Annotated in this window: 14 protein-coding genes and 1 tRNA gene; 4 read left to right on the top strand and 11 right to left on the bottom strand. The window is 65.4% G+C overall.

Annotation, left to right across the window (positions count from 1 at the left end; all coding sequences use genetic code 11):
• Position 1: 1 nt before the first annotated feature.
• Genes gtfA through AOP72_RS00055 form a run of 5 tightly spaced genes read right to left on the bottom strand, consistent with a single transcriptional unit; the run spans position 2 to position 5,685 of the window.
• Positions 2 to 1,492, bottom strand: coding sequence for a sucrose phosphorylase (gene gtfA / locus AOP72_RS00075; protein ID WP_062130668.1), 1,491 nt, complete (start codon positions 1,490 to 1,492; stop codon positions 2 to 4).
• A gap of 14 nt (positions 1,493 to 1,506) precedes the next feature.
• Entirely contained in the window at positions 1,507 to 2,493 is a 987-nt protein-coding gene (locus tag AOP72_RS00070; protein ID WP_238581567.1) for an alpha/beta hydrolase, read from the bottom strand.
• Positions 2,490 to 3,314: a carbohydrate ABC transporter permease gene (locus AOP72_RS00065; protein ID WP_062130662.1), complete on the bottom strand. Its 825-nt coding sequence runs from the start codon at positions 3,312 to 3,314 to the stop codon at positions 2,490 to 2,492. Before AOP72_RS00065 ends, AOP72_RS00070 begins: the two co-directional genes overlap by 4 nt.
• Entirely contained in the window at positions 3,311 to 4,285 is a 975-nt protein-coding gene (locus AOP72_RS00060; RefSeq protein ID WP_084631029.1) for a carbohydrate ABC transporter permease, read from the bottom strand. Before AOP72_RS00060 ends, AOP72_RS00065 begins: the two co-directional genes overlap by 4 nt.
• Before the next feature lie 8 nt (positions 4,286 to 4,293).
• Positions 4,294 to 5,685: an ABC transporter substrate-binding protein gene (locus tag AOP72_RS00055; RefSeq protein WP_062130659.1), complete on the bottom strand. Its 1,392-nt coding sequence runs from the start codon at positions 5,683 to 5,685 to the stop codon at positions 4,294 to 4,296.
• Between the two features lie 172 nt (positions 5,686 to 5,857).
• Here AOP72_RS00055 and AOP72_RS00050 point away from each other — a divergent pair, with 172 nt between their 5' ends.
• Positions 5,858 to 6,922 carry a LacI family DNA-binding transcriptional regulator gene (locus AOP72_RS00050; RefSeq protein WP_193746322.1) on the top strand — a complete coding sequence of 355 codons (1,065 nt, stop codon included), beginning with the start codon at positions 5,858 to 5,860 and terminating at the stop codon, positions 6,920 to 6,922.
• A gap of 196 nt (positions 6,923 to 7,118) precedes the next feature.
• Here AOP72_RS00050 and AOP72_RS00045 read toward each other — a convergent pair whose 3' ends face one another.
• Positions 7,119 to 7,493 (bottom strand): hypothetical protein, encoded by a 375-nt coding sequence (locus tag AOP72_RS00045; RefSeq protein ID WP_152650178.1) that lies wholly within the window; start codon positions 7,491 to 7,493, stop codon positions 7,119 to 7,121.
• A 558-nt stretch (positions 7,494 to 8,051) separates the two neighbouring features.
• Positions 8,052 to 8,609 (bottom strand): hypothetical protein, encoded by a 558-nt coding sequence (locus tag AOP72_RS00040; RefSeq protein WP_062130653.1) that lies wholly within the window; start codon positions 8,607 to 8,609, stop codon positions 8,052 to 8,054.
• 829 nt (positions 8,610 to 9,438) lie between these two features.
• Between AOP72_RS00040 and AOP72_RS00035 the strand changes: the two genes are divergently transcribed.
• Positions 9,439 to 10,185, top strand: a complete 747-nt coding sequence (locus AOP72_RS00035; RefSeq protein ID WP_062130650.1) for a hypothetical protein — start codon at positions 9,439 to 9,441, stop codon at positions 10,183 to 10,185.
• 397 nt (positions 10,186 to 10,582) lie between these two features.
• On the opposite strand, the gene AOP72_RS00030 is transcribed toward AOP72_RS00035, so the two are convergent.
• The 3 genes from AOP72_RS00030 to AOP72_RS00020 all read right to left on the bottom strand — a co-directional run bounded on the left by AOP72_RS00030 (position 10,583) and on the right by AOP72_RS00020 (position 15,011).
• Positions 10,583 to 11,719, bottom strand: coding sequence for a PIN domain-containing protein (locus tag AOP72_RS00030; RefSeq protein WP_152650177.1), 1,137 nt, complete (start codon positions 11,717 to 11,719; stop codon positions 10,583 to 10,585).
• A gap of 694 nt (positions 11,720 to 12,413) precedes the next feature.
• On the bottom strand, positions 12,414 to 13,652 hold the full coding sequence (locus AOP72_RS00025; RefSeq protein ID WP_062130644.1) for an RNA polymerase sigma factor: 1,239 nt from the start codon (positions 13,650 to 13,652) through the stop codon (positions 12,414 to 12,416).
• A 102-nt stretch (positions 13,653 to 13,754) separates the two neighbouring features.
• The gene (locus tag AOP72_RS00020; RefSeq protein ID WP_062130641.1) at positions 13,755 to 15,011 is read right to left on the bottom strand and encodes a hypothetical protein; all 1,257 of its coding nucleotides are present in this window, start codon (positions 15,009 to 15,011) and stop codon (positions 13,755 to 13,757) included.
• 194 nt (positions 15,012 to 15,205) lie between these two features.
• Between AOP72_RS00020 and AOP72_RS00015 the strand changes: the two genes are divergently transcribed.
• On the top strand, positions 15,206 to 16,993 hold the full coding sequence (locus AOP72_RS00015; protein WP_152650176.1) for a hypothetical protein: 1,788 nt from the start codon (positions 15,206 to 15,208) through the stop codon (positions 16,991 to 16,993).
• Positions 16,994 to 17,080: 87 nt separating this feature from the next.
• Positions 17,081 to 17,800, top strand: a complete 720-nt coding sequence (locus AOP72_RS00010) for a hypothetical protein (protein ID WP_152650175.1) — start codon at positions 17,081 to 17,083, stop codon at positions 17,798 to 17,800.
• A 150-nt stretch (positions 17,801 to 17,950) separates the two neighbouring features.
• Here the strand turns inward: AOP72_RS00010 and AOP72_RS00005 are convergent.
• A tRNA-Leu gene (locus tag AOP72_RS00005) sits at positions 17,951 to 18,033 on the bottom strand.
• Positions 18,034 to 18,251: the final 218 nt, after the last annotated feature.

Raw genomic sequence — 18,251 nt, 5'->3', positions numbered from 1 at the left:
TCTAGACGGAGGTGGCCACGCTGGTGTGGTCGCAGACCACCTCGTCCTCGCGACCGCTCGCGAGCAGCGAGAAGGTGCCCGCTCCGACGTCCGCCTGCAGCACCACCTCCTGGTCGCCCTGGTTCCACCGCATCGACAGCGTGGTGTCGGTGAACTCCGAGGTGAACTCTCCCCCGAAGGCGCCGTGCTCCCGGCGCAGACGGAGGGCGTCCAGCTGCGCTGCCACGACCGGACGCTCCACCGCAGCGCGGATCTCGTCGGCCGAGTAGTGGTGACGGTTGACGTCGCGTCCCACGCCGGACGCTTCGAGCAGCTCCATGTCGTTGGCGCCCGCGAGCAGGCCCACGTAGTAGACCTGCGGAATCCCCGGCGTCATGATCTGGATGAGCCGCGCCAGAAGATAGCGCGCATCGTCGCGTCCGAGCGCATCGTAGAACGTGCAGTTGACCTGGTAGAGGTCGAGGTTGGAGGCGGCCGCACCCGTCGCCGCCCGGCTGGTGCCACCGCTGGCGTCATGAATCGACTCCACCAGTGCATCGATCTGCGCGGGGTTGAGCAGCCCCGGGTCGCCGGGACGCAGGTCGTTCGCGCCTACATCGACGATGCCGATGCCGTCGTGCGTGTCCAGCACGGTGACGGCGTTGGCGGGGCGGACGCCGAACCACGCCTTGAGCGGGCGCAGGTCACGGGCGTGGAGTGCGTGCAGCACGAGCGGTGGGAGGGCGAAGTCGTAGACGTAGTCCACGCTCTGTGCGATCTCCACCTGCTGCAGGTAGTGACCGTGGATCTCCAGCAGCACGGAGGCGCCACGCGCGTGCGCGAGCTCGAGGATCCGCTGGGTGTAGCGCGCGGCAGGCTCGGTCATGAAGCACGAGGTGCCCGCCTCCTTGCCGGTGTAGCCCACGGCGTCGAGGCGCAGCATCGTGACGCCGGCGGAGGTCAGAGCGTCGATGACGCTCTCGAGGTACTCCCACGCCACGTCGCTGCGCAGGTCGAGGTCCACCTGGTCGGGAGTGAAGGTGGTCCACACGAGGCGCCGCTCGCCGCCGAGAGTCATGGTCGTGAACGGCATGCCGGGCCGCGGCCGGTAGATGCGGGCGAGGTCCGCCTCCGTCGCGCCGTCGGGAAACAGCGAGGACAGGGTGAGGAACATCGGAGACCATCGCGACCCGTCACCATGTTCGACGACGTCCTGGAACATCGCGGAGCGTGACGACACGTGGTTGACGATCACGTCGCTCATCACGGTGTGGTCACCGCTCAGCGCGCGCACGTCCTCCCACGACCCGAGCCGCGGATCCACCTGGGTGTGATCGGTGGGGTCGAAGCCCGCATCGGTGCCGTCGAAGGGCGTGTAGTAGGGCAGCAGGTGAACGCCGTCGAAGACGCCGTCGAGTGGACCCCGCAGCACGGACTGAAGGCCGTCGAGGTCGCCGGCCAGTCGATCGATGTAGGTGATGAGCTGGGGTCCCCCAGCGCGAGAGTCGGTCATGAGATCTCCTTGGGTCACGCGGCGGGCAGGCGGGTCAGCAGGCGACGGAGCCAGGCCTCACGTGTGTCCCGGGCAGTGCGCGCCATCCGCGTCCACGGCGCGAGCATGTCGAACGCATGGGCGCCGCCCGGCCACACGTGCAGCTCGGCATCGCCGCCGTGCTGCCACAGACGTGACGCGAAGTCGACGCACTCGTCGCGGAACGTCTCCGTCGAGCCTACGTCGATGAACACCGGGGGCAACTCGGAGAGGTCGTCGGCCAGCGCCGCGGACGCGTGGGACGTCGGGGCCGCGCCGGCCAGATAGGCCTCCCATGCCGTCGCATTCGCGGTCGCGTCCCACGAGCCGGCGCCGATCATCTGGCGTGCCGAAGCAGAGTTCGAACGGTGATCGAGCATCGGGCACATCAGCAGCAGTCCGCTGAGTCGCGGACCGCGCGCATCCCTGCACCGGAGGGCGACGGCGGCCGCGAGGCCACCCCCTGCGCTGATCCCGCTGAGCACGATGCGTTGCGGGTCGAGCGAAGCAGGAGCCTCGCCCGACGCGAGCCACTCGAGAGCCGTCACCACGTCGTCGACTGCCGCGGGGTACGGCTGCTCAGGAGCAAGCCGGTACGCGACCGACACCACCGCGCAGCCGGTGTGATGGGCAAGGTCGGCCATGGCATCCAGGTCGGACTCAGGAATGCCCGCGATCATGCCTCCGCCGTGCAGGAACACGAGCACCGGGGCCGGCGCTCCGCGATCCCCCGGGGTGAGCACCACGACGGGGACGTCCGGGAGGTCCTGTCGCCCCGGCGCGGTCAGGTCCGTCCGATCGAAGCCGCCGTGGGTCAGCGGCGCCGTGGGGGCGACGTCCGCACCCAGGCTCCGCACGCGTGGAATGTCGTCGTGGCTCATGGTGGTCACGATGATGTCCTGCTGCTGCGCCAGTGCCCTGGCCACCTCGGGGTCGAACGGGGGGCGTGACAGCTCCTCGGTCATCCCATCACTGCGCGTCATCCCTTCACCGCTCCCTGGAGCAGTGCGGCGACGAACTGGCGCTGGAACACGAGGAACACGATCAGCGTGGGGGTGAGGATCAGCAGTGAGCCGGCGCACAGCAGCGGGATGTCGGTGCCCCACTGGCCTTGGAACGCACCCAGCGCACCGGCCATGGTGCGCTTCTCCGGATCGTCGACCAGGACGATCGCCAGAAGGAACTGGTTCCATGTCCACAGGAACAGCAGGATCGCGAGCGAAGCGATCGCCGGGCGCGACAACGGCACATGCACCCGCCAGAACAGCTGCCACGTGCTCGCGCCGTCCATGCGCGCGGCCTCCGACAGCTCCTGCGGCATGTTGACGAAGTGCGCGCGCATCCACATCACCGCGAACGGCATGAACAGACCGATGAGCGGCAGGATGATCGCCAGTTGGGTGTTGAGGAGCCCGTACTCGCGCATCTGGTAGTACAGCGGCACGATGATGCCCTCGAACGGCAGCGTCAGGCCCAGCACGAAGATGATGAACAGCGTCCGCTTGAAGGGCACGTTGAGGTGGCCGAGAGCGAAGCCCGCGAGAGTCGCGATCAGGATGGCCACCGGCACCACGCCGAGTTCGATGATGAAGCTCGACTGGAGCAGCGCGCCCATGTTTGCGGCCTCGAAGGCCAGCAGGAAGTTGTTCCAGTGGAACTCCTCGGGCAGCGCCAGCCCGGGCGGGTAGGTGCCGGGAGGGTGCAGCGCCGTGATGAACAGGCTCACGAACGGCACGATGGTCACCGCCATCACGACGATGAGGAGGATCCGCCCCGTCCAGAGCTCGCGAGCGGTGGTGTTCATGAGTCGCTATCCGATCTGGTCAGGCGGTTGAGCGGGAGGACCACGATGAGCACCAGCACCGTGAGCGCCACGGCGAGGGCGGATGCCTGGCCGATCTCCCGCTCGAAGAACGCGAGGTAGTAGATCTCGAGCCCGGGCACCATGGTCGAACTGCCTGGTCCGCCTTGAGTCGAGATGAAGATGATGTCGAAGCTTCGCAGCGCGCTGATCACCGTGATGATGATCGCGACGCCCAGCTCCTGGCGCACGGCCGGGAGGGTCACGGACACGAACTCCCGAATGGGTCCGGCGCCGTCGAGGCGGGCGGCCTCGTACAGCGAGGGGTCCACCTTGGTCATGCCGGCGAGCATCAGCAGCATGCACAGGCCCACGTTGACCCAGGCGCCGATCACGCCGACGGCGGGAAGCGCGGTGTCGAAGTCGCCCAGCCAGGCTCGGGTGAGGCCGTCGAGGCCGATCACTCGCATGACCTGGTTCACGGCGCCGTCCGTGGCGAGCAGCCACGTCCACATGATGCCGGCTGCCACCAGCGGGATCACCTGGGGCAGGAACAGCACCGTACGGGAGATGCCCGCGAGCCGGCTCGCTCCCATCTTGCGGATGATCGCCGCGGCGATCACGCCGAACACGACGGGGACGAACGAGAAGTAGATGATGAGCTGCAGAGCGTTGAGGATCGGCCCGAGAAGGTCGGGGTCGGTCAGCAGCCGCACGTAGTTGTCGACGCCAGCCCAGGTCGCGGTGCTGATGCCGTTCCACTCATAGAAGGAGTACTGCACCGTGGCCGCCAGGGGCCGCAGCACGAACACTCCGTAGAACGCGAGCGCCGGCGCCACGAGAAGCAGCCCCGGCAGCCCCGTCCGCAAGCGCCGCACCTTGGCGGCGCGGCGCTTGCGGCGGAGGTCGTCTGACGGCCCTGGGGCGGACGGGCGGCTCGTGGCCTTATCCGTGGTGCTCCAGGACGTAGACATCGGTTAGGTCACTCGCCAATCTGCTCGAGGTAGTCGGACTGGACGGTCTCGAGGAGACCCTCGGGCGTCTGCTGACCGGCCACCATGTTCTGGAGCTGAGGAGTCCAGCTCTGTGCGTAGATGGATCCCGTCGCGTTGGCGATGAAGTCCATCGTGCCGTTGTTCTCGGCCACCGTGGCGCCGGCCGCGAGGGTCTGTGCGGTCACCGAGGACTCGTCGAGCTCAGGCATGAACGCGTCTGCCGGTCCCATGGGGTGGGAGCCGCCGATCTCGACCGCGATGGTGCGAGCGGTCTCGTCGGTGGCGACCCAGTCAAGGAACGTCGCGGCGCAGTCGGGATTCGCGGCGTTCGCCGAGACTCCGTAGGTGAGCGGTGCGGACATGGCGCCCAGTTGGCCGCCCTCTTCCAGCGGGGGCATCAGGAAGAAGCCCGCGTTGCCCGGCATCTGGGTGTCGAGGTTTCCAGACTCCCAGTCGCCGGTGAAGATGAAGACGCTGTCGCCCTCGATGAAGCGCGCCATCATCTGCGCGTAGTCGATCGCGTTGATGTCATCGGCGAAGTAGCCAGACTCGATCCAGCCGTTGAGGTGCTGCGCGGCCGCGAGGTTCGACTCCGTGTCGATGTTCGCGCCCTCCTGCTGGTAGACCCACGAGTTGATCTCGCTCGGGTCGCCGTAGGACGCCATGAGCGCCTGCAGCGGGAACGCGAGGCCGCCGGTGGCGCCACCGTTGAACTGGTTGAGCGGGGTGAGGCCTTCGTCCGCCGCCGCCTGCAGGTAGGCATCGAACTCGTCGAGCGTGGCGGGCGGCTCGGTCATGCCGATCTGCTCCGCGAGCTCGACGTTGTAGAAGACGCCGGTCATCGAGTAGTTGAGGCCCATCGCGTAGAGCGGGCCGCTTCCGCGACGCCCCTCGTCGTCGACGCGCATCTGCTCGAGCTGCGAGGAGGGCCACTGGTCCCATCCGAATGCCTCGGCATAGGGGTCGAGGTCGAGCAGCAGGCCGTCGGACGCGAGCTCCGACATCTGCGGCAGGCGCATGATGTCCGTCTCGGAGTCCGCGAGGATGCGCGGCGCGTTCTGGGTGATGACCGCGAACTGGTCCTCGCGGATGTTGAACGTCACGTTGGGGTGCTGGCTCTCGAACTCGGCGGCGAGCTCGGCGAAGACCGGGAAGCCGGTCTCGACGTACGCCTCGACCGTCACCTCCTCGGTGCCACAACTGATCTCGCCGCTGGCGGAGGTCGTGGCGGACGTGGTGGGGGCAGAGGTCTCCTCTGGCTCTTCATCGCCTCCCGGGGGGGAGCAGGCGGCGAGGGCGAGAAGCCCGATCGCGCCCAGTGCGGCGGAGCGCACCGTGCGCCGCCTCGTGGTGGTGCGGGGTGTTGGTGTCTGGGACATCGTTGTCTCCCATTCCTCTCCTGCCCAAGTCTTGGGCGCTCGTGCTAAACCGAACTAGCAAGCGTTAGCGTCGCTCACGATCAGGCAGACTGTCAACTCAGATGCCCTAAGGTGGCTCAATCGTTATAGTCCTGGCGGACACCGCTACGGCAGCGGAGGGGAGGAGAGTGGCGTGGCCAACAAGAGGGTGACCTTGGCCGATGTCGCCGCCGAAGCCGGCGTCGCCGTCTCGACCGCCTCCCTCGTGCTCTCCGGACGGGGCGCCGCCGTTCGCATCTCCACCAGCTCGCAGCAGCGCGTCCGTGACGCCGCTCAACGACTGGGATACCGACCCAACGCCGTGTCAGTGGGCCTGCGCAAGGGCCACACGAGCACCCTGGGCTTCATCTCCGACTCCGTCGCCTCCTCCCGCCTCGCCGGCGAGATGATCAAGGGCGCCATCGAGGCAGCCCGCGACCGCGGCTTCATGGTGTTCGTCGGCGAGACCGGCGGCAACACCACGCTCGAACGCCAGCTCCTCGACGCGATGTTCGATCGTCAGGTCGACGGCGTGATCCTCGCCTCGATGCTGACCCACGGACGCGACCTGCCCGCCGAGCTCACCCGGACTCCCGCGGTGCTGCTCAACATCTCCACCGACGGTGACCTGACCCTGCCCGTCGTCCTGCCCGCAGAGCACCAGGCCGGGCGCGACGCCGCCGCCGCTCTGGTCGAGGCGGGACATCGCGACATCCACCTCATCGGCGCCGGCCCCGGCCCGGACGACGTCCGCACCATCTCGAGCGCCGCCCGGCAGCGCCTGGCTGGCATCCTCGAAGTGCTGGGAGAGAACGGCCTCGCCCCCGCATCGGGCCGGGACATCAACCAGTGGCTGCCACCGGAGGGGTACCGCGCCGCCAGCGCACTGCTGGAGAAGGGCGTGCCGGAGGCGCTGCTGTGCTTCAACGACCGCCTCGCGATGGGCGCCTACCAAGCGGTGCAAGAGCACGGCCTGTCGATTCCGGGCGATGTCTCCGTCGTCTCCTTCGACGACGCGTCGATCGCTGCGTGGCTGCACCCGGGCCTCACCACGTTCGCGTTGCCGCACCGCGCCATGGGCAAGAGGGCGGCGGATCTGGTGGTCGACGTGATCGAGCACGACCGCCGCGGCACTGACCAGCCTGCACCCGGCAGCGGCGTCCACCTGATCCCGATGCCCAAGCGCGACCGTGACTCGGTGCGCCAGCTCGATAGGTGATGCCACCCCGGCAGCCATCGAGGCCGCCTGCTGCGCTTACTCCGCGAGGGCGTCAGCACTCACCGCCACCGAGGAACCAAACCCACGACGGATCAGCCGGATGGGCAAGCCAGATCAGATGTCACCCGTCGATGCGGCAGACCCCCGTCGGACAAGGAACCTGAGCGGAACGACACTCAAGCCAAGACGCTCTCGGTCACTCCCCTGGGGCTTCGGAGCACCATGCCAGCGCTCGCTCCGCGATGCTCACACCCGAGTCCTCAATGGGCGACACCACCACCTGTGCCGAGGTGTCACTCTGCACCAGGTACACGCCCGGACCCTCGAGAACGACGTCGGACCAATCGAAGCCGAGCGACCACGCGTTCGTGCTAACGGTCCAGCGTCCCAAGCCCTCCAAGTCTCCTGCCCCCGAGGAGAAGGGTCGGTCAGCAACCACCGGAAGATCACTTGTCAGGCGACCTTGCTCGACGGTCTTGGTGGACACGTCGAACAGGTGGCTGCGCGCCACGTCCAGCGGCTTATCCTCTCCATGGAGCAGAGCGCCGCCAGTACCGCCGCCCTCGCTCACGCCGGCAACTCTCAGGCGATCTCCGGCGCACGCGGGTACAGCGACCATTGCCGATTGATCGCCGCGAATCTCGACCACCACCGCCCAACCGCCACGCTCCGGTTCGCAGCCAGCCGATGACAGTGACGCAGCAAGAAGGACGACTGCCACGACCGCAACCCTCACTACCTGCACGACCCGTATCCTCCATCTGCAAAACCAGCTACTCGTTCCATAGGGTTGCAGCCTATGGGCCCGTTGCGGCCGTTGATCGTGGTCACGGCCCACTCCCAGCCAGACGACACCGCATACGCCAATCCGTACCCAGCAGGTCCCATGACGAGCGCCTGGTCTCCGTGTTTCGCCCGGATACAACGACAAGCTGTCCGTGCGGCCCAGCGACCCGGGTCCCGACGACCCTGCGGGCCGCCGCGAGTCCTCCTACTTCAAGAGCGTCAGCGGGTGATGCAGTAGTCGCCCCCAGCCGACGGCGGGACAGCCACGGGGCTGTGGAGAGGAAACTCTCCGGATGGACTGGGCCGTCCCGAGCCATGGAACACGCCAGACCGGGACGCTTCGTCAGCGCGGAGCGCGCACAACCTCGATCTCCGCTGGGACCCCGATCCTCGCGAACACTCGATCGAGCCAGGCGTGCCAGTCGTAGTCGCGCGTGTAGTTCTCGATGGCGATGGTCAGCGGGCTTCCCTCGCCATTATCGAGTGTGAGCTGGAAGTGGTAGACGCCCCTGACGGACCCTCGCAACGTGCGGTGCGGAAGAACGAACTCGCGCAGAACGACCTTCAGCCGACCACGCCTTGCTGGCGTGAGCGCCAAGACCTTGCTGATCAGGCTTGTGCGGAGAACGGTCTCGCCTTGGGCGTCGATCGTGATGATGAGAAGCGGCATCAAACGCAACGACCGGAGCCTCACCGCGACGACAACAAGGAGTAGCGCAAGAACAAGAATCGCCAGTGTCGGGAGCACCGTCCGAGTCCACGGCGTTGGGCGACCGATCGCTGGATCGATGAACCCCAAGAACCCTCCGAGAAAGGTGGCAAGTCCCACAGTGAGCACCGCGACGAGCCTCCGCAGCGCGCCCCACTTGTCGACGCCAGCCCTCGGCAAGTACACGAACATCACTCTTCTGCCTGACAAAGCGATTCTCACCCCCAGGGCCGCAAGTCCACGAGACACCACCGTCAAACCGCGCTTGAACCCAGCATTCGTCCTGGCGGTCTCCGCTGCATCGAACGCTCATCCTCGATCACCGTCCCAGTGAGCGTAGCGTCGGTGACCGGTGCGCGCCCCATCCCGAACCGACGGCATCGGATGCGAACGTGCGCCGTCGCGACGGAAGACACCTGAGCCCCGAGGCGACGTCCTCGCAGACCTGTTCTTCTTCATTGACGCGAAGTTCCGCAAGCCACATTGCTCGCGTTGGCCTTGGGGTCTAGCGCAGCAATTTCCTCGAAGAGCACAGAGCCTTCGAACTCACTCGAGCGTTCCTGGCCGCTGGAGGTTCGTGCCACGGGCTCGCGAGCGTGCGCAAGTACACGGTCGAGATTGAGCGTGGAACTCGGCACAGAGTCGAGCCACGCTTCAGAGCCGGATCGCACAGCTCCTCGCGGAACGTGCGAAGGATGGCGCCGGGTAGTTCTAGCAGCGGCTATCTGAACCCATCCGTGCACTCGAGGGGCCCGGACGCGCGCGGGCGGGCACGAGAAAGGCCCCCGATCCTCAGGGATCGGGGGCCTTCTTCTTTGTGGGGTGTTCGGAGAATCCGCGTACCTGGAGCTTCGCAAAGCGCTCGCGTCCGCTTCCCACGGCGAGATGAGCGATTTCCCACGGACCTCGCGCGGCTGCGCCGATTCGTCGGGCACGGGAACCTCCCGGGGAGTGTCAGGACACGGGCAATCCCTGTGGGCCTTGCAGCGGTAGGTACGCTGGCGAACGAAGGAGGTTCGAAATGTCAAAGGCGCCCGAGCCCGTGGGCACGATCACGATCAACCAGTCGGACGGGTCCTCCAGGGAGGTTCCAATCCAGGCTCCAGGCGGAGCGGTCCGCTTCGCACTCGGCGACGCTGCCGCGTATCCGAGCGTGTGGCGGCTGTGGTCGTCGAAGACGGACGCAGACCTGTACCTCGCGACCCGCGATGAACGCCACGGCACCGATTCGAAGTACTCGTTCCACGCGTCCGGCGACTGGCGACTTGCTTACGACCCGGCGGCGGCCGCCGCACTCGGCGTCGACCGGGTCCTCAGCCAATGGGAGCGTCCTGCCGTAAATGCGGACGGGCTGATCCCAGTCACCCGAATCCTCACGCCGTCAGATGACATCGTCCCCCGCGCCCGTCCGTACGCTGCCGCAGCCAAGGTCACCTGGCTCACACCCGCACCCGTCGGGTCCGTCAACGCGCTCGTGATCGCGATAGCGCGTCCCGGCAAGGTAACTCTGCCAGCAGACGCACCGCTCGTCGCGGCGCTCGCACTCGCAGATCGGTCACTCGCGCTTGTGCTTCACGCGACGGGACCCGCAGACGCCATCACTCTCGACATGTTCGACCAGATACGCCGCCACACGCATGACACCGTCCCTCCCCCAGGCGCGCCCACGACCTACACGCCGCGCGCCGACCCGGAGTACCGGTGCCACGCCGACGTCCATGAAGGTGCGCCAGACGGGCCCAGCCTGATCTTCGACCTCATGATGTGAGCCGCACGTTCAGACGCTCGCGGCCCGTGCAAAGCCAGCAGGGCCTCGGATGGCGAACTCCGACTGACTCTGTCTTGGGCGCCGCGTCGGAGTCCTGGGTTGAACGCCAACTGGTTGTACGAACACAGCGCCCGGGGCGTCGTCTGCCACACTGAAGGGCACTGGGATCACCCGGACGGGGCTTTCAGCCGGAAGTAACCCATGCCAAGGATCGGGCAAGTGAACTCACGCAGCTGGTGGTGGGACAAGCGCCGCCCGCCTGCGCACGGATACGCGACACACCCCGCTCAGTAGGGCCGGAATCGCTGCGTAGAAGGCCGCCGCGGGCGTACGCGACCATCTCACGCACTGACAAGGCGCACTGATGCTCGGCCACTTCGACCCATGAGGCTCTTTCCTAGAGGACGTGGGCAGAAACTACATTGACTTCAAAGCCGTCCTTGGATTCCCCCGTGACCTCAAGCAAGATCTCGACTTCGCGGGTGGCTTCCACCAAGAGATAATGATCGTTGATCTCGTCAAGTAGGTCGTAGTCCGCCGGGTCGCCCCCCGTGTCCACGTAGTAGTCCCACTTGTTCACAGCGCCAGTGACGGTAATCGTGCCGGTCACCTGCCAGCGTTCCTGGTGCTCCGCCTCCCGCGAGAGAGCTTCCACCTCGAGGTGCCATTGATCGTAGTGGCCCTCAATCGGAATCATGAGATTAATGCCGAGGCCCGTATGCGTCTCATGGGCGACGTCCCAAGTTCCGACGAGGTCTTGCTGACTTCGATCCTCCGCCCAGTGGGCTATGTGGAGCATTTGCTCAAGGTCCTCATCGGGAGCGTCCTGAGCAAGTGGGGTCAAGACCCTCGCGAGCTCGATGACTGAATCGAAATGCTGAAGCCTGTGTGGCTGGACCCCACGGCTCTCCAACTCGGTAACGAGATCCGGCCACATTTCGCCAGGCGCGCCAAACGCCTTACGGTCGCTAGAAACGAGCATAAAACGGGTATGAGGAGAATCCTCCATCGCGTCGAGGAGGCCCAGCCAGATCATAGTGTCCCGGTACCCCTTCGCGACCTGGCCCTCATTCTCGGCTCCCGCCGGAGAAAACGGGGGCCGAATCTTGAGTTCGCGACGAACCAGATCCTCTGCGCTCGGTGTAGGCCACGGCAGAACTCGCGACCAAGTCTCTTTGTAGAACTGCCTCGCGATGGCTAGGCTCGCTTGCCGCGCTTCCAAGACATAGTTTTCGAATGCCGTGCTCGTCGCGACCGCCTCTTCAAAGCCGAGGAACGCCCGGGAAACCCCTCGTGCCTTTGTGACCTGCATGTCGAGATCAGCCTCACGTTGGCGCTCCCGCTCCTCAACAACCACGGGCGAGAACCAAATCTCGATGCCTTCTCGCTGCGCCAGTGCGCGAAGGATCCGCGCGTGGAGGGATGTCCAGTAGTGGTCTTTGAACACCACATTGGTGTCGATGTAGATGACATGCGAGAGGAGCATCCTCTGCCTCCGATTCGTCATGGGCTTGCGCTTGTGAGGTGCTGCCACGAGGCCTACCGAGTTTGCAGATCTCGTGTGGGATGGGGCTGGCACGCGCTCGGCGTGCCAGCCCCACCGCACCCTAGACCCGGACCATGAGCTTCGCGCCGCAGTGTCCACAGCGTGCCCAGCCGGCAGAGACTGCCGAGTACGGCCCGAGCTTGCGGTGACACTTCGGACTCGGGACGAAGATGGCGCGGGCCATGCCTAGCGCCCCTTCGTCTTGGTCGGGTCGACCAACCTGTAGGTCATCCCACGCTGAGGCGTTGGCGGGAGCGGCTCGCCTCGGGTGACCGTGCGCTCCACTCCAGTCCTTCGGCCACGCGGGCCGACCTGCTCGTACTGGCCCGACCGCTTCGCGGTCTCACCAGGCTTCTGATTCGCACTCATGGCGAACCTCCTTACCGGTTCACCAGTGGCCGGTGTGGCAATGGTCACTCTGGTGAGCGGCCACCCGCAAAGAGGCTTAGGATCGTAGACACCCGAACGGCCAAGTGAAGGTGCCTACAAGCCCGAGACCTCGACACACCCGAGGTCCGGGCTTGTCGCGCATCTGGCGTTCTTATACTACATCTTGGGTCTCACGCGGGCACCTGCCCCCACATTTTGTGTTCGTTCGAGGGCGACTTCGCGAGTAGCTCGTCTTCGGCGTCTGCCTTGTGCGGTCGCGTGACCGGGCTGATCCGATCGGTCTGCGCTCGGCTCATGCGAGATCGAAGTGCTGTTCCGCTTGCTTGCGAATGCGGGCGAGCCTCTTCGCGATCGGGCTATGGTTCGCATATCCCAGGCGCTCAGCGATTTCATGCTGCCGGTAGCCGCTGGCTAGGAGCACGACGATCTCCCGCTCTTTGTCGTTGAGCACGGCGAGGAAGTCGCTCGTCACGATGTTCCCCAGGAGGTCACTGTCGGGGCTCTGGACTGGAACCGCGTCCGTCAATTCGACGAAGCGAACCTTGACCCTGTTGCGCTTGCGGTAGAGCTTGCGCTCGAAGTCCTCGCGGGCATAGGACCACCGGGGCGAGAAGTCTTCCTCGACTCTGTTGCTGCGGACTGCGTCCAGGATTCCACGCAGGCGCCCGGCATGGTCTGCGGCCTCGACGACGTCTCCGACTGCCCACCCGGCTTGTTCCTCGCCTGTCCAGATCGGGCCGCCCTTCCGCGGGTTGCCAGTCGTGGCCCCCTCTAGAAACGTTCCGTCTTCCAGGGTTACGGGCCCAGTGGGCTGGCCGTTGTCGACTTCGGGGAACGACGCGAGCGTGTCTTGGATGACGTCGGTAACGGGCGGCACCCAGAAGTCGAGGTTGTGGGCGAGCAATCGAATCGGGTCCTGGTTTGAGAAGGCCGCCTGCCCCGATCCGGAAACGAGATGTGGCCACACGGTCCAGGCCCACGCCTTTGCGAGCCGGTCGGCGAAGTCGGGCGTGAGGAAGCGGCCCATGTTGCTGTGGTCAGCAGTGAAGGGCCACTGGCCCTTGCGTAGCAGCGGCAAGCCGAATCGATGCAGCGTCTTCGCGGGAAGTAGGTGGTAGATCGGCGCGTACTCGAAGTAACGAGACTCCGTTCGAGGCACGATGACCGCGTTGATGTCGCCGAGATCTGCGATTCGTGCGAGCGGCTCGGAGAGGTCTTCTCCCGAGAAGACCCTCCGGCGGAACTGGCCCGCTTCCCACAGCATGTTCCACTCCGCGAGTTGGCCGCTCATCGGTAGGTCGGCCCGGTCGATCGAGATTGTCACGTAATCGGGTCGCTCGGGTTCGACAGGCCGGATCACGCCGCGGTACATAAAGGCCGCCGACATGTTGTACAGCGCAGGAAACCGGTCCGGAGTCGCTTCGCTCTCAGGCAGAAACGTGCTGTCCCGCTGCCATGCCTCCACCTCGGCGGCGGTAGGTGCACGCTCGTCATCCACAAAGGCGCCCAGTGGGGTCGATGTTGTCGTCATACTTCATCCACGACAATCCGCGCGAGAAATGTTCCGACCATCTCAGCGGACCTGCCAGAGAGCCATGACCGCTTGCACGCGACGCCACTTCCCGCGGCACCGCTAGCCTCGGATCTCGTCAATGAGAGGCCACGTGAGCCACTCGCGTTCGCCTAGTGCGCCTACCGTCCGAAGCCGCTGCGCGATTCGCTTCGCCTTGCCAGGACGACTCAGCAAGATAGCTCGAGCGGCATCGAGAACCGTCCCGTCGACCTCCGGTCCCCACCTGGATAGCTCGCGCATGTACTTCCCTTGTCGTCCAAGCCGGTGCAGTGCAAGCCAGAAGTTCACCTGGAGGTGCCGTTCCTCGTCCACGTCCTTTGAGATTGCTTGGTCATGAAGGTCCTGGGCGCCGGCGATCACGGAGTCTCGGCGCCGCACCAGGAGCTCGTAGTCGAGCCTGCCGAGCACGTACGACGACGAGAGCTCGGCGTCCCCAAACGCCCTGTTCAAGATCGTCACACCAAGCGCCGCTGCCGCTGTCAACTGCGCGTCAAGCACGTCGCGCAGAAACTCGGGAGTGATCTCCGCGGCACTGTCGAGGCGCACGTCACTGTCGGAGTGCGCGCCATCCTCCGGGTGCGCGACGAGGCCGTTGGTGTGTGCGACGGCGTTGCGCACGCGTGACGCTTCCTCAAGCAGCGGCGAGGCTTCCGGAAGGGCGAATCCAAACCATCCGAAGAGGCGTTGCCATCCTCTCCAACCACCGCGCGCCGAACGCGTGGCTGTGTAGATCGCTTCGAACAGATGCTCGTGTTCGCGAAGAGTGACCACGGCCGCACCGAAGCCCTGGCGCTCGCGCCCTTTGGTCCGTGCCGCCGTTGGGTCGGCTGCTGCGAGCACCTGGACGAGTCTGAGCAACGTGCCCTCGAAGGAGGCCATCGCACCCATGAGTAGTGTCGCGTACATGCGGGTTGAGTCTGAAACGTCTGCGCACGCGCTGAGAACTGTTGCCGCAAGGGTGGCGCCGTCTGTTCCGTGTGGGAGTTCGCCATCGTATGTATGCGCCATCTCGAGCACGGACTCGACGACGCTCTCGAGGTCGTCCGCCTTCGCGACTCGCTCGAAGTACAGGTCCGTCGTCTCGTCGACGAGCCTGCGCAGGTTCGTCTCGCGCGCACCGGGATGCTGGGCCGCTAGTTCCTCAACGAGCCGGGTCGTGCGTGCGTCGGCCTCTTCGGCTTGCGCTTCGACAAGTGCGAGCATGCGCAAGTCTGAGTCTTGCTGGCGCAGCAAGCCCACCAGCGCCTCGAGAAGAAGACGTGAGACGTCCGCCGAGATCTCGGCAGGCGCGTGTCGTGGGGTCTGGTCGGCTCCCATGCGACGACGCTAACGAACGGCTCCGACACTCCCGGGGTCGTGCGGGAGGCTGACTGTCTCGGTTCAGCCACATGAACCGCACGTGGCGGCCCCACAGCCGGAGGTACTCAATGTGGCGCGCCGTCCCAGGCGTGTCGGAGGGCGCGCGCGGCGCCCTCGTCCACACGAAGCAACGCCATTGGCAGAATGGCACTGTGGACGTCGAGGCCCTAAGCGTTGCCGAGGTTGAGAGATCCGTTGCGCTCTGCCCATTACTCAAGCCGTTCTTGGACAAGAACGACAAGACGCCACTGACAGACGGGCACATCGAGGTCTATGACAAGGCGCCCTTGAGCAACGCCAACAGGGCAGGACGTGTGCCCGTTCAGGTCAAGGGACGCACCGGCAAGAGGATCGACACGCCGCAGAAGCACTGGAACGTGCCTCGGGTGGACCTCAACGGCTATCTGCAGGAGTCGGGAGTCCTGTACTTCTTCGTTCGTGTCAACAGTGGCACCGGTGAGTGCGTGACCTACTACGCGAACCTCGCACCGTTCACCATCACCAAGCTGCTCGCCAGTGCACCAGAGACCTCGCCCACAATTCCCGTGCCGCTGACGGCACTTCCCAGTAACTCGCATGCGATCGACTCGATAGTGAGGCTGGCCCTTCGAACACGGGACCAGAATCCCCAAGCCGGCATCGATCCCGTCTTGCTCGAGGCAGCGGAGAGCTTCACCTTTTACTCGCTTCGGGAACCAAACTTCGGTCAACGCACGCGCATCGACCTCGATTCCGGCAACGTTTCGCTGGTGCTGCACACGAAGGGTGGCATGGCCGTGCCGCTTCCCGGCGTGCTCGAGATCATCCCCGACGACTACTCGAAACAGCGTGTGGAGGCGGACTTTGCCGCAGGTGACACTGTCTACACGGAGAGTTACCGCCAACGCATCGACGACCAAACCGTTCGCATCTCAATCGGTCCTGGCATATCACTAACCCTCACCGAATCCGCAGACAACCGATCAATGAAGGCACACCTCGAACCGGAAGGCTCGCTCGCTGACCGCATCCGCGCTTGCAAGTTCATGTTGGCGCTGAACTCAGGCGGAACGATCACCGTGGGAGGAAAAGAGACTGCTCTCGGGATAGTGGCGGACGACAAACTCTCTCGCGAAGTCGGCGAGGTCCTGTCTCAACTACAGATGCTGTCGGAACTATTCGACGCCCTCGGCGTGGACGGCAACCTCGCAAGCATTGGCGACATCGACGATCAACAGATGTCACAGCTCGAAGTGCTCCACCGAGCGATCGTCAAGGACGAAGAAGTCCAGGCCGCGATGCCCGGACCTGGGTTTGTGCGCCAGGCCGTCGGTCCAGCGCAACTCGTGCTCTTCGCACTCGCCGGGGAGTCCGAGAACCATTGGCGAATCATCGACTTGTTCTCCTCCGATTTCCGGCGACAGTTTTGGGCTCGATCAGAAAGCGGCGATGGACCCGAATACCCGGTCACGCCGTACGACTGCATCGAGGAAGAGCACGTTACTTCCGCGCTCAACTTGCGTCTCGACGGGCTAGTTGGCGCCTACCAGACACTCTTGGACTGGCCCCGTTCCACATTCGCAAACGCGACGCAGTTCGTGCTAAAACTCCTCACGGCGAGCGACACGAACGCAGCTCGAGCGGACGAGTTCCTTGCCGCCGCCGAAGGACTGAACGATTGGCTCCTAGAGTCCGACCAGCAGGCTCCGCACCACCTAGTGAACCGGTGGCAGATCCTTCACCGCCGCGATCTGTTGACGGCGGAGGATCGGCTTGAGATCCGCAAGCTCAAACACAAGATGGCCGGTGACCGCACGCACCCTCTCAGCGAAATGCTGGAGATCGCCTGCGCGATCCTGCTGGGAGAAAGTGACGAGGTCGAGTACCTCTCATCACACATCAAGCGCGACGACCTTGAGCGAATGCGGACCTGGCCTATCTGGTCGCTGTACAACGGCTAGCTGCCGGACGATCGCCCTCAACAACAGGCTCCTAGATCGGATGTCAGACGCCGGTGGCATGGTGCCTTCATGACTGAGATCGCTTACATGATCCGCGAGGACTGGGCCCAGCAGGGCACCGGTATGGAGCGCAACAGCGCGTCGATCCGGAAGTGGCTGGGCAATGATCGCTTCGCGCTGTTCGTGCTGGCCGCGCGCGCGTATCTCAAGGACCGTCCCGCCGATCGCGAAGCCGCGGGGTTCATCGGTGCCTCTGCACAACGTGTGGGCCCTGCCAACTTTTCGGATCTTGTCGCGGCGCGAGACACGCCACTGCGTGGTCTCACGGCGGTAGCGCTACACCCGTACCGCGACGAGGACGTGGATGCGCTGCGAACATCGGTTGCGAACGGAACGCTTGGTCGGCTCTTCGTGATGGTGTGGGCACCCCATGAAGTGGCGCGTATGTGGCTGGAGGCGGTTGGCGCAGTCAACTTGTACACGGGCAGCCGACACGAGGCGCCGGACGACGTGATGGTCGAAGCCGCACGGGTCATGGTGAGCGAGGAGTACAACGGCCTCGAGAGCGGGCACGGCAAGGACGCAGTGGTCGGTCTGATGCGAGCCTTCCGGGCAAAGGGCTACCCGAGCGACGAAAAGTCGTGGGCACGAGCGTTCTTGGTGGCCGGCGGGTCGCTTCGGAGCCTTGAGAGCGTCCGGAAGTTCGCGGCTGAGATCGAGGGCGGTACCCGGCACCGTGTGGAGCCGCGGTTCCGGGAAGGCATCGTGGACATCCTCGCGAAACGTGCGAAAGATGGCGCCTCGTAGTTCGAGCAGCACCTCCACACCATCGCCATGTCCGTTCGTACACCGCGGCCTTCTGAACCCATCCGTGCACTCGAGGTGCCCGGACGCGCGCGGGCGGGAACGAGAAAGGCCCCCTCACCGGATCAACCGGTGAAGGGGCCTTCTTCTTTGTGCGCGAGGGGGGATTTGAACCCCCACGCCCTTTCGGACACTGGCACCTGAAGCCAGCGCGTCTGCCGTTCCGCCACTCGCGCGCGACGAGCAACTTTAGCACGTCGAGAACGCCCGCCACGAGGCACGCTCGCGGTGGGCGGTCTCAGGTGCCGCCGTCGAGATGAGGCCGGCGCCCGCGGGAGATGAGGGGGGTCACCGCGGGCGCCGGACGGTTGTCAATACCTGAATGCTTCGACGCTGCTGCGCAGGTTGGCCGACATCTCTGCGAGCTCGTTGACCGAGGCACCGATCTGGTCCA

This window comes from Demequina aestuarii, from assembly GCF_000975095.1.
GTDB lineage: Bacteria > Actinomycetota > Actinomycetes > Actinomycetales > Demequinaceae > Demequina > Demequina aestuarii.
Note: the sequence above shows the minus strand (reverse complement) of the source record. Positions and strands in the feature narration are given on the sequence as shown.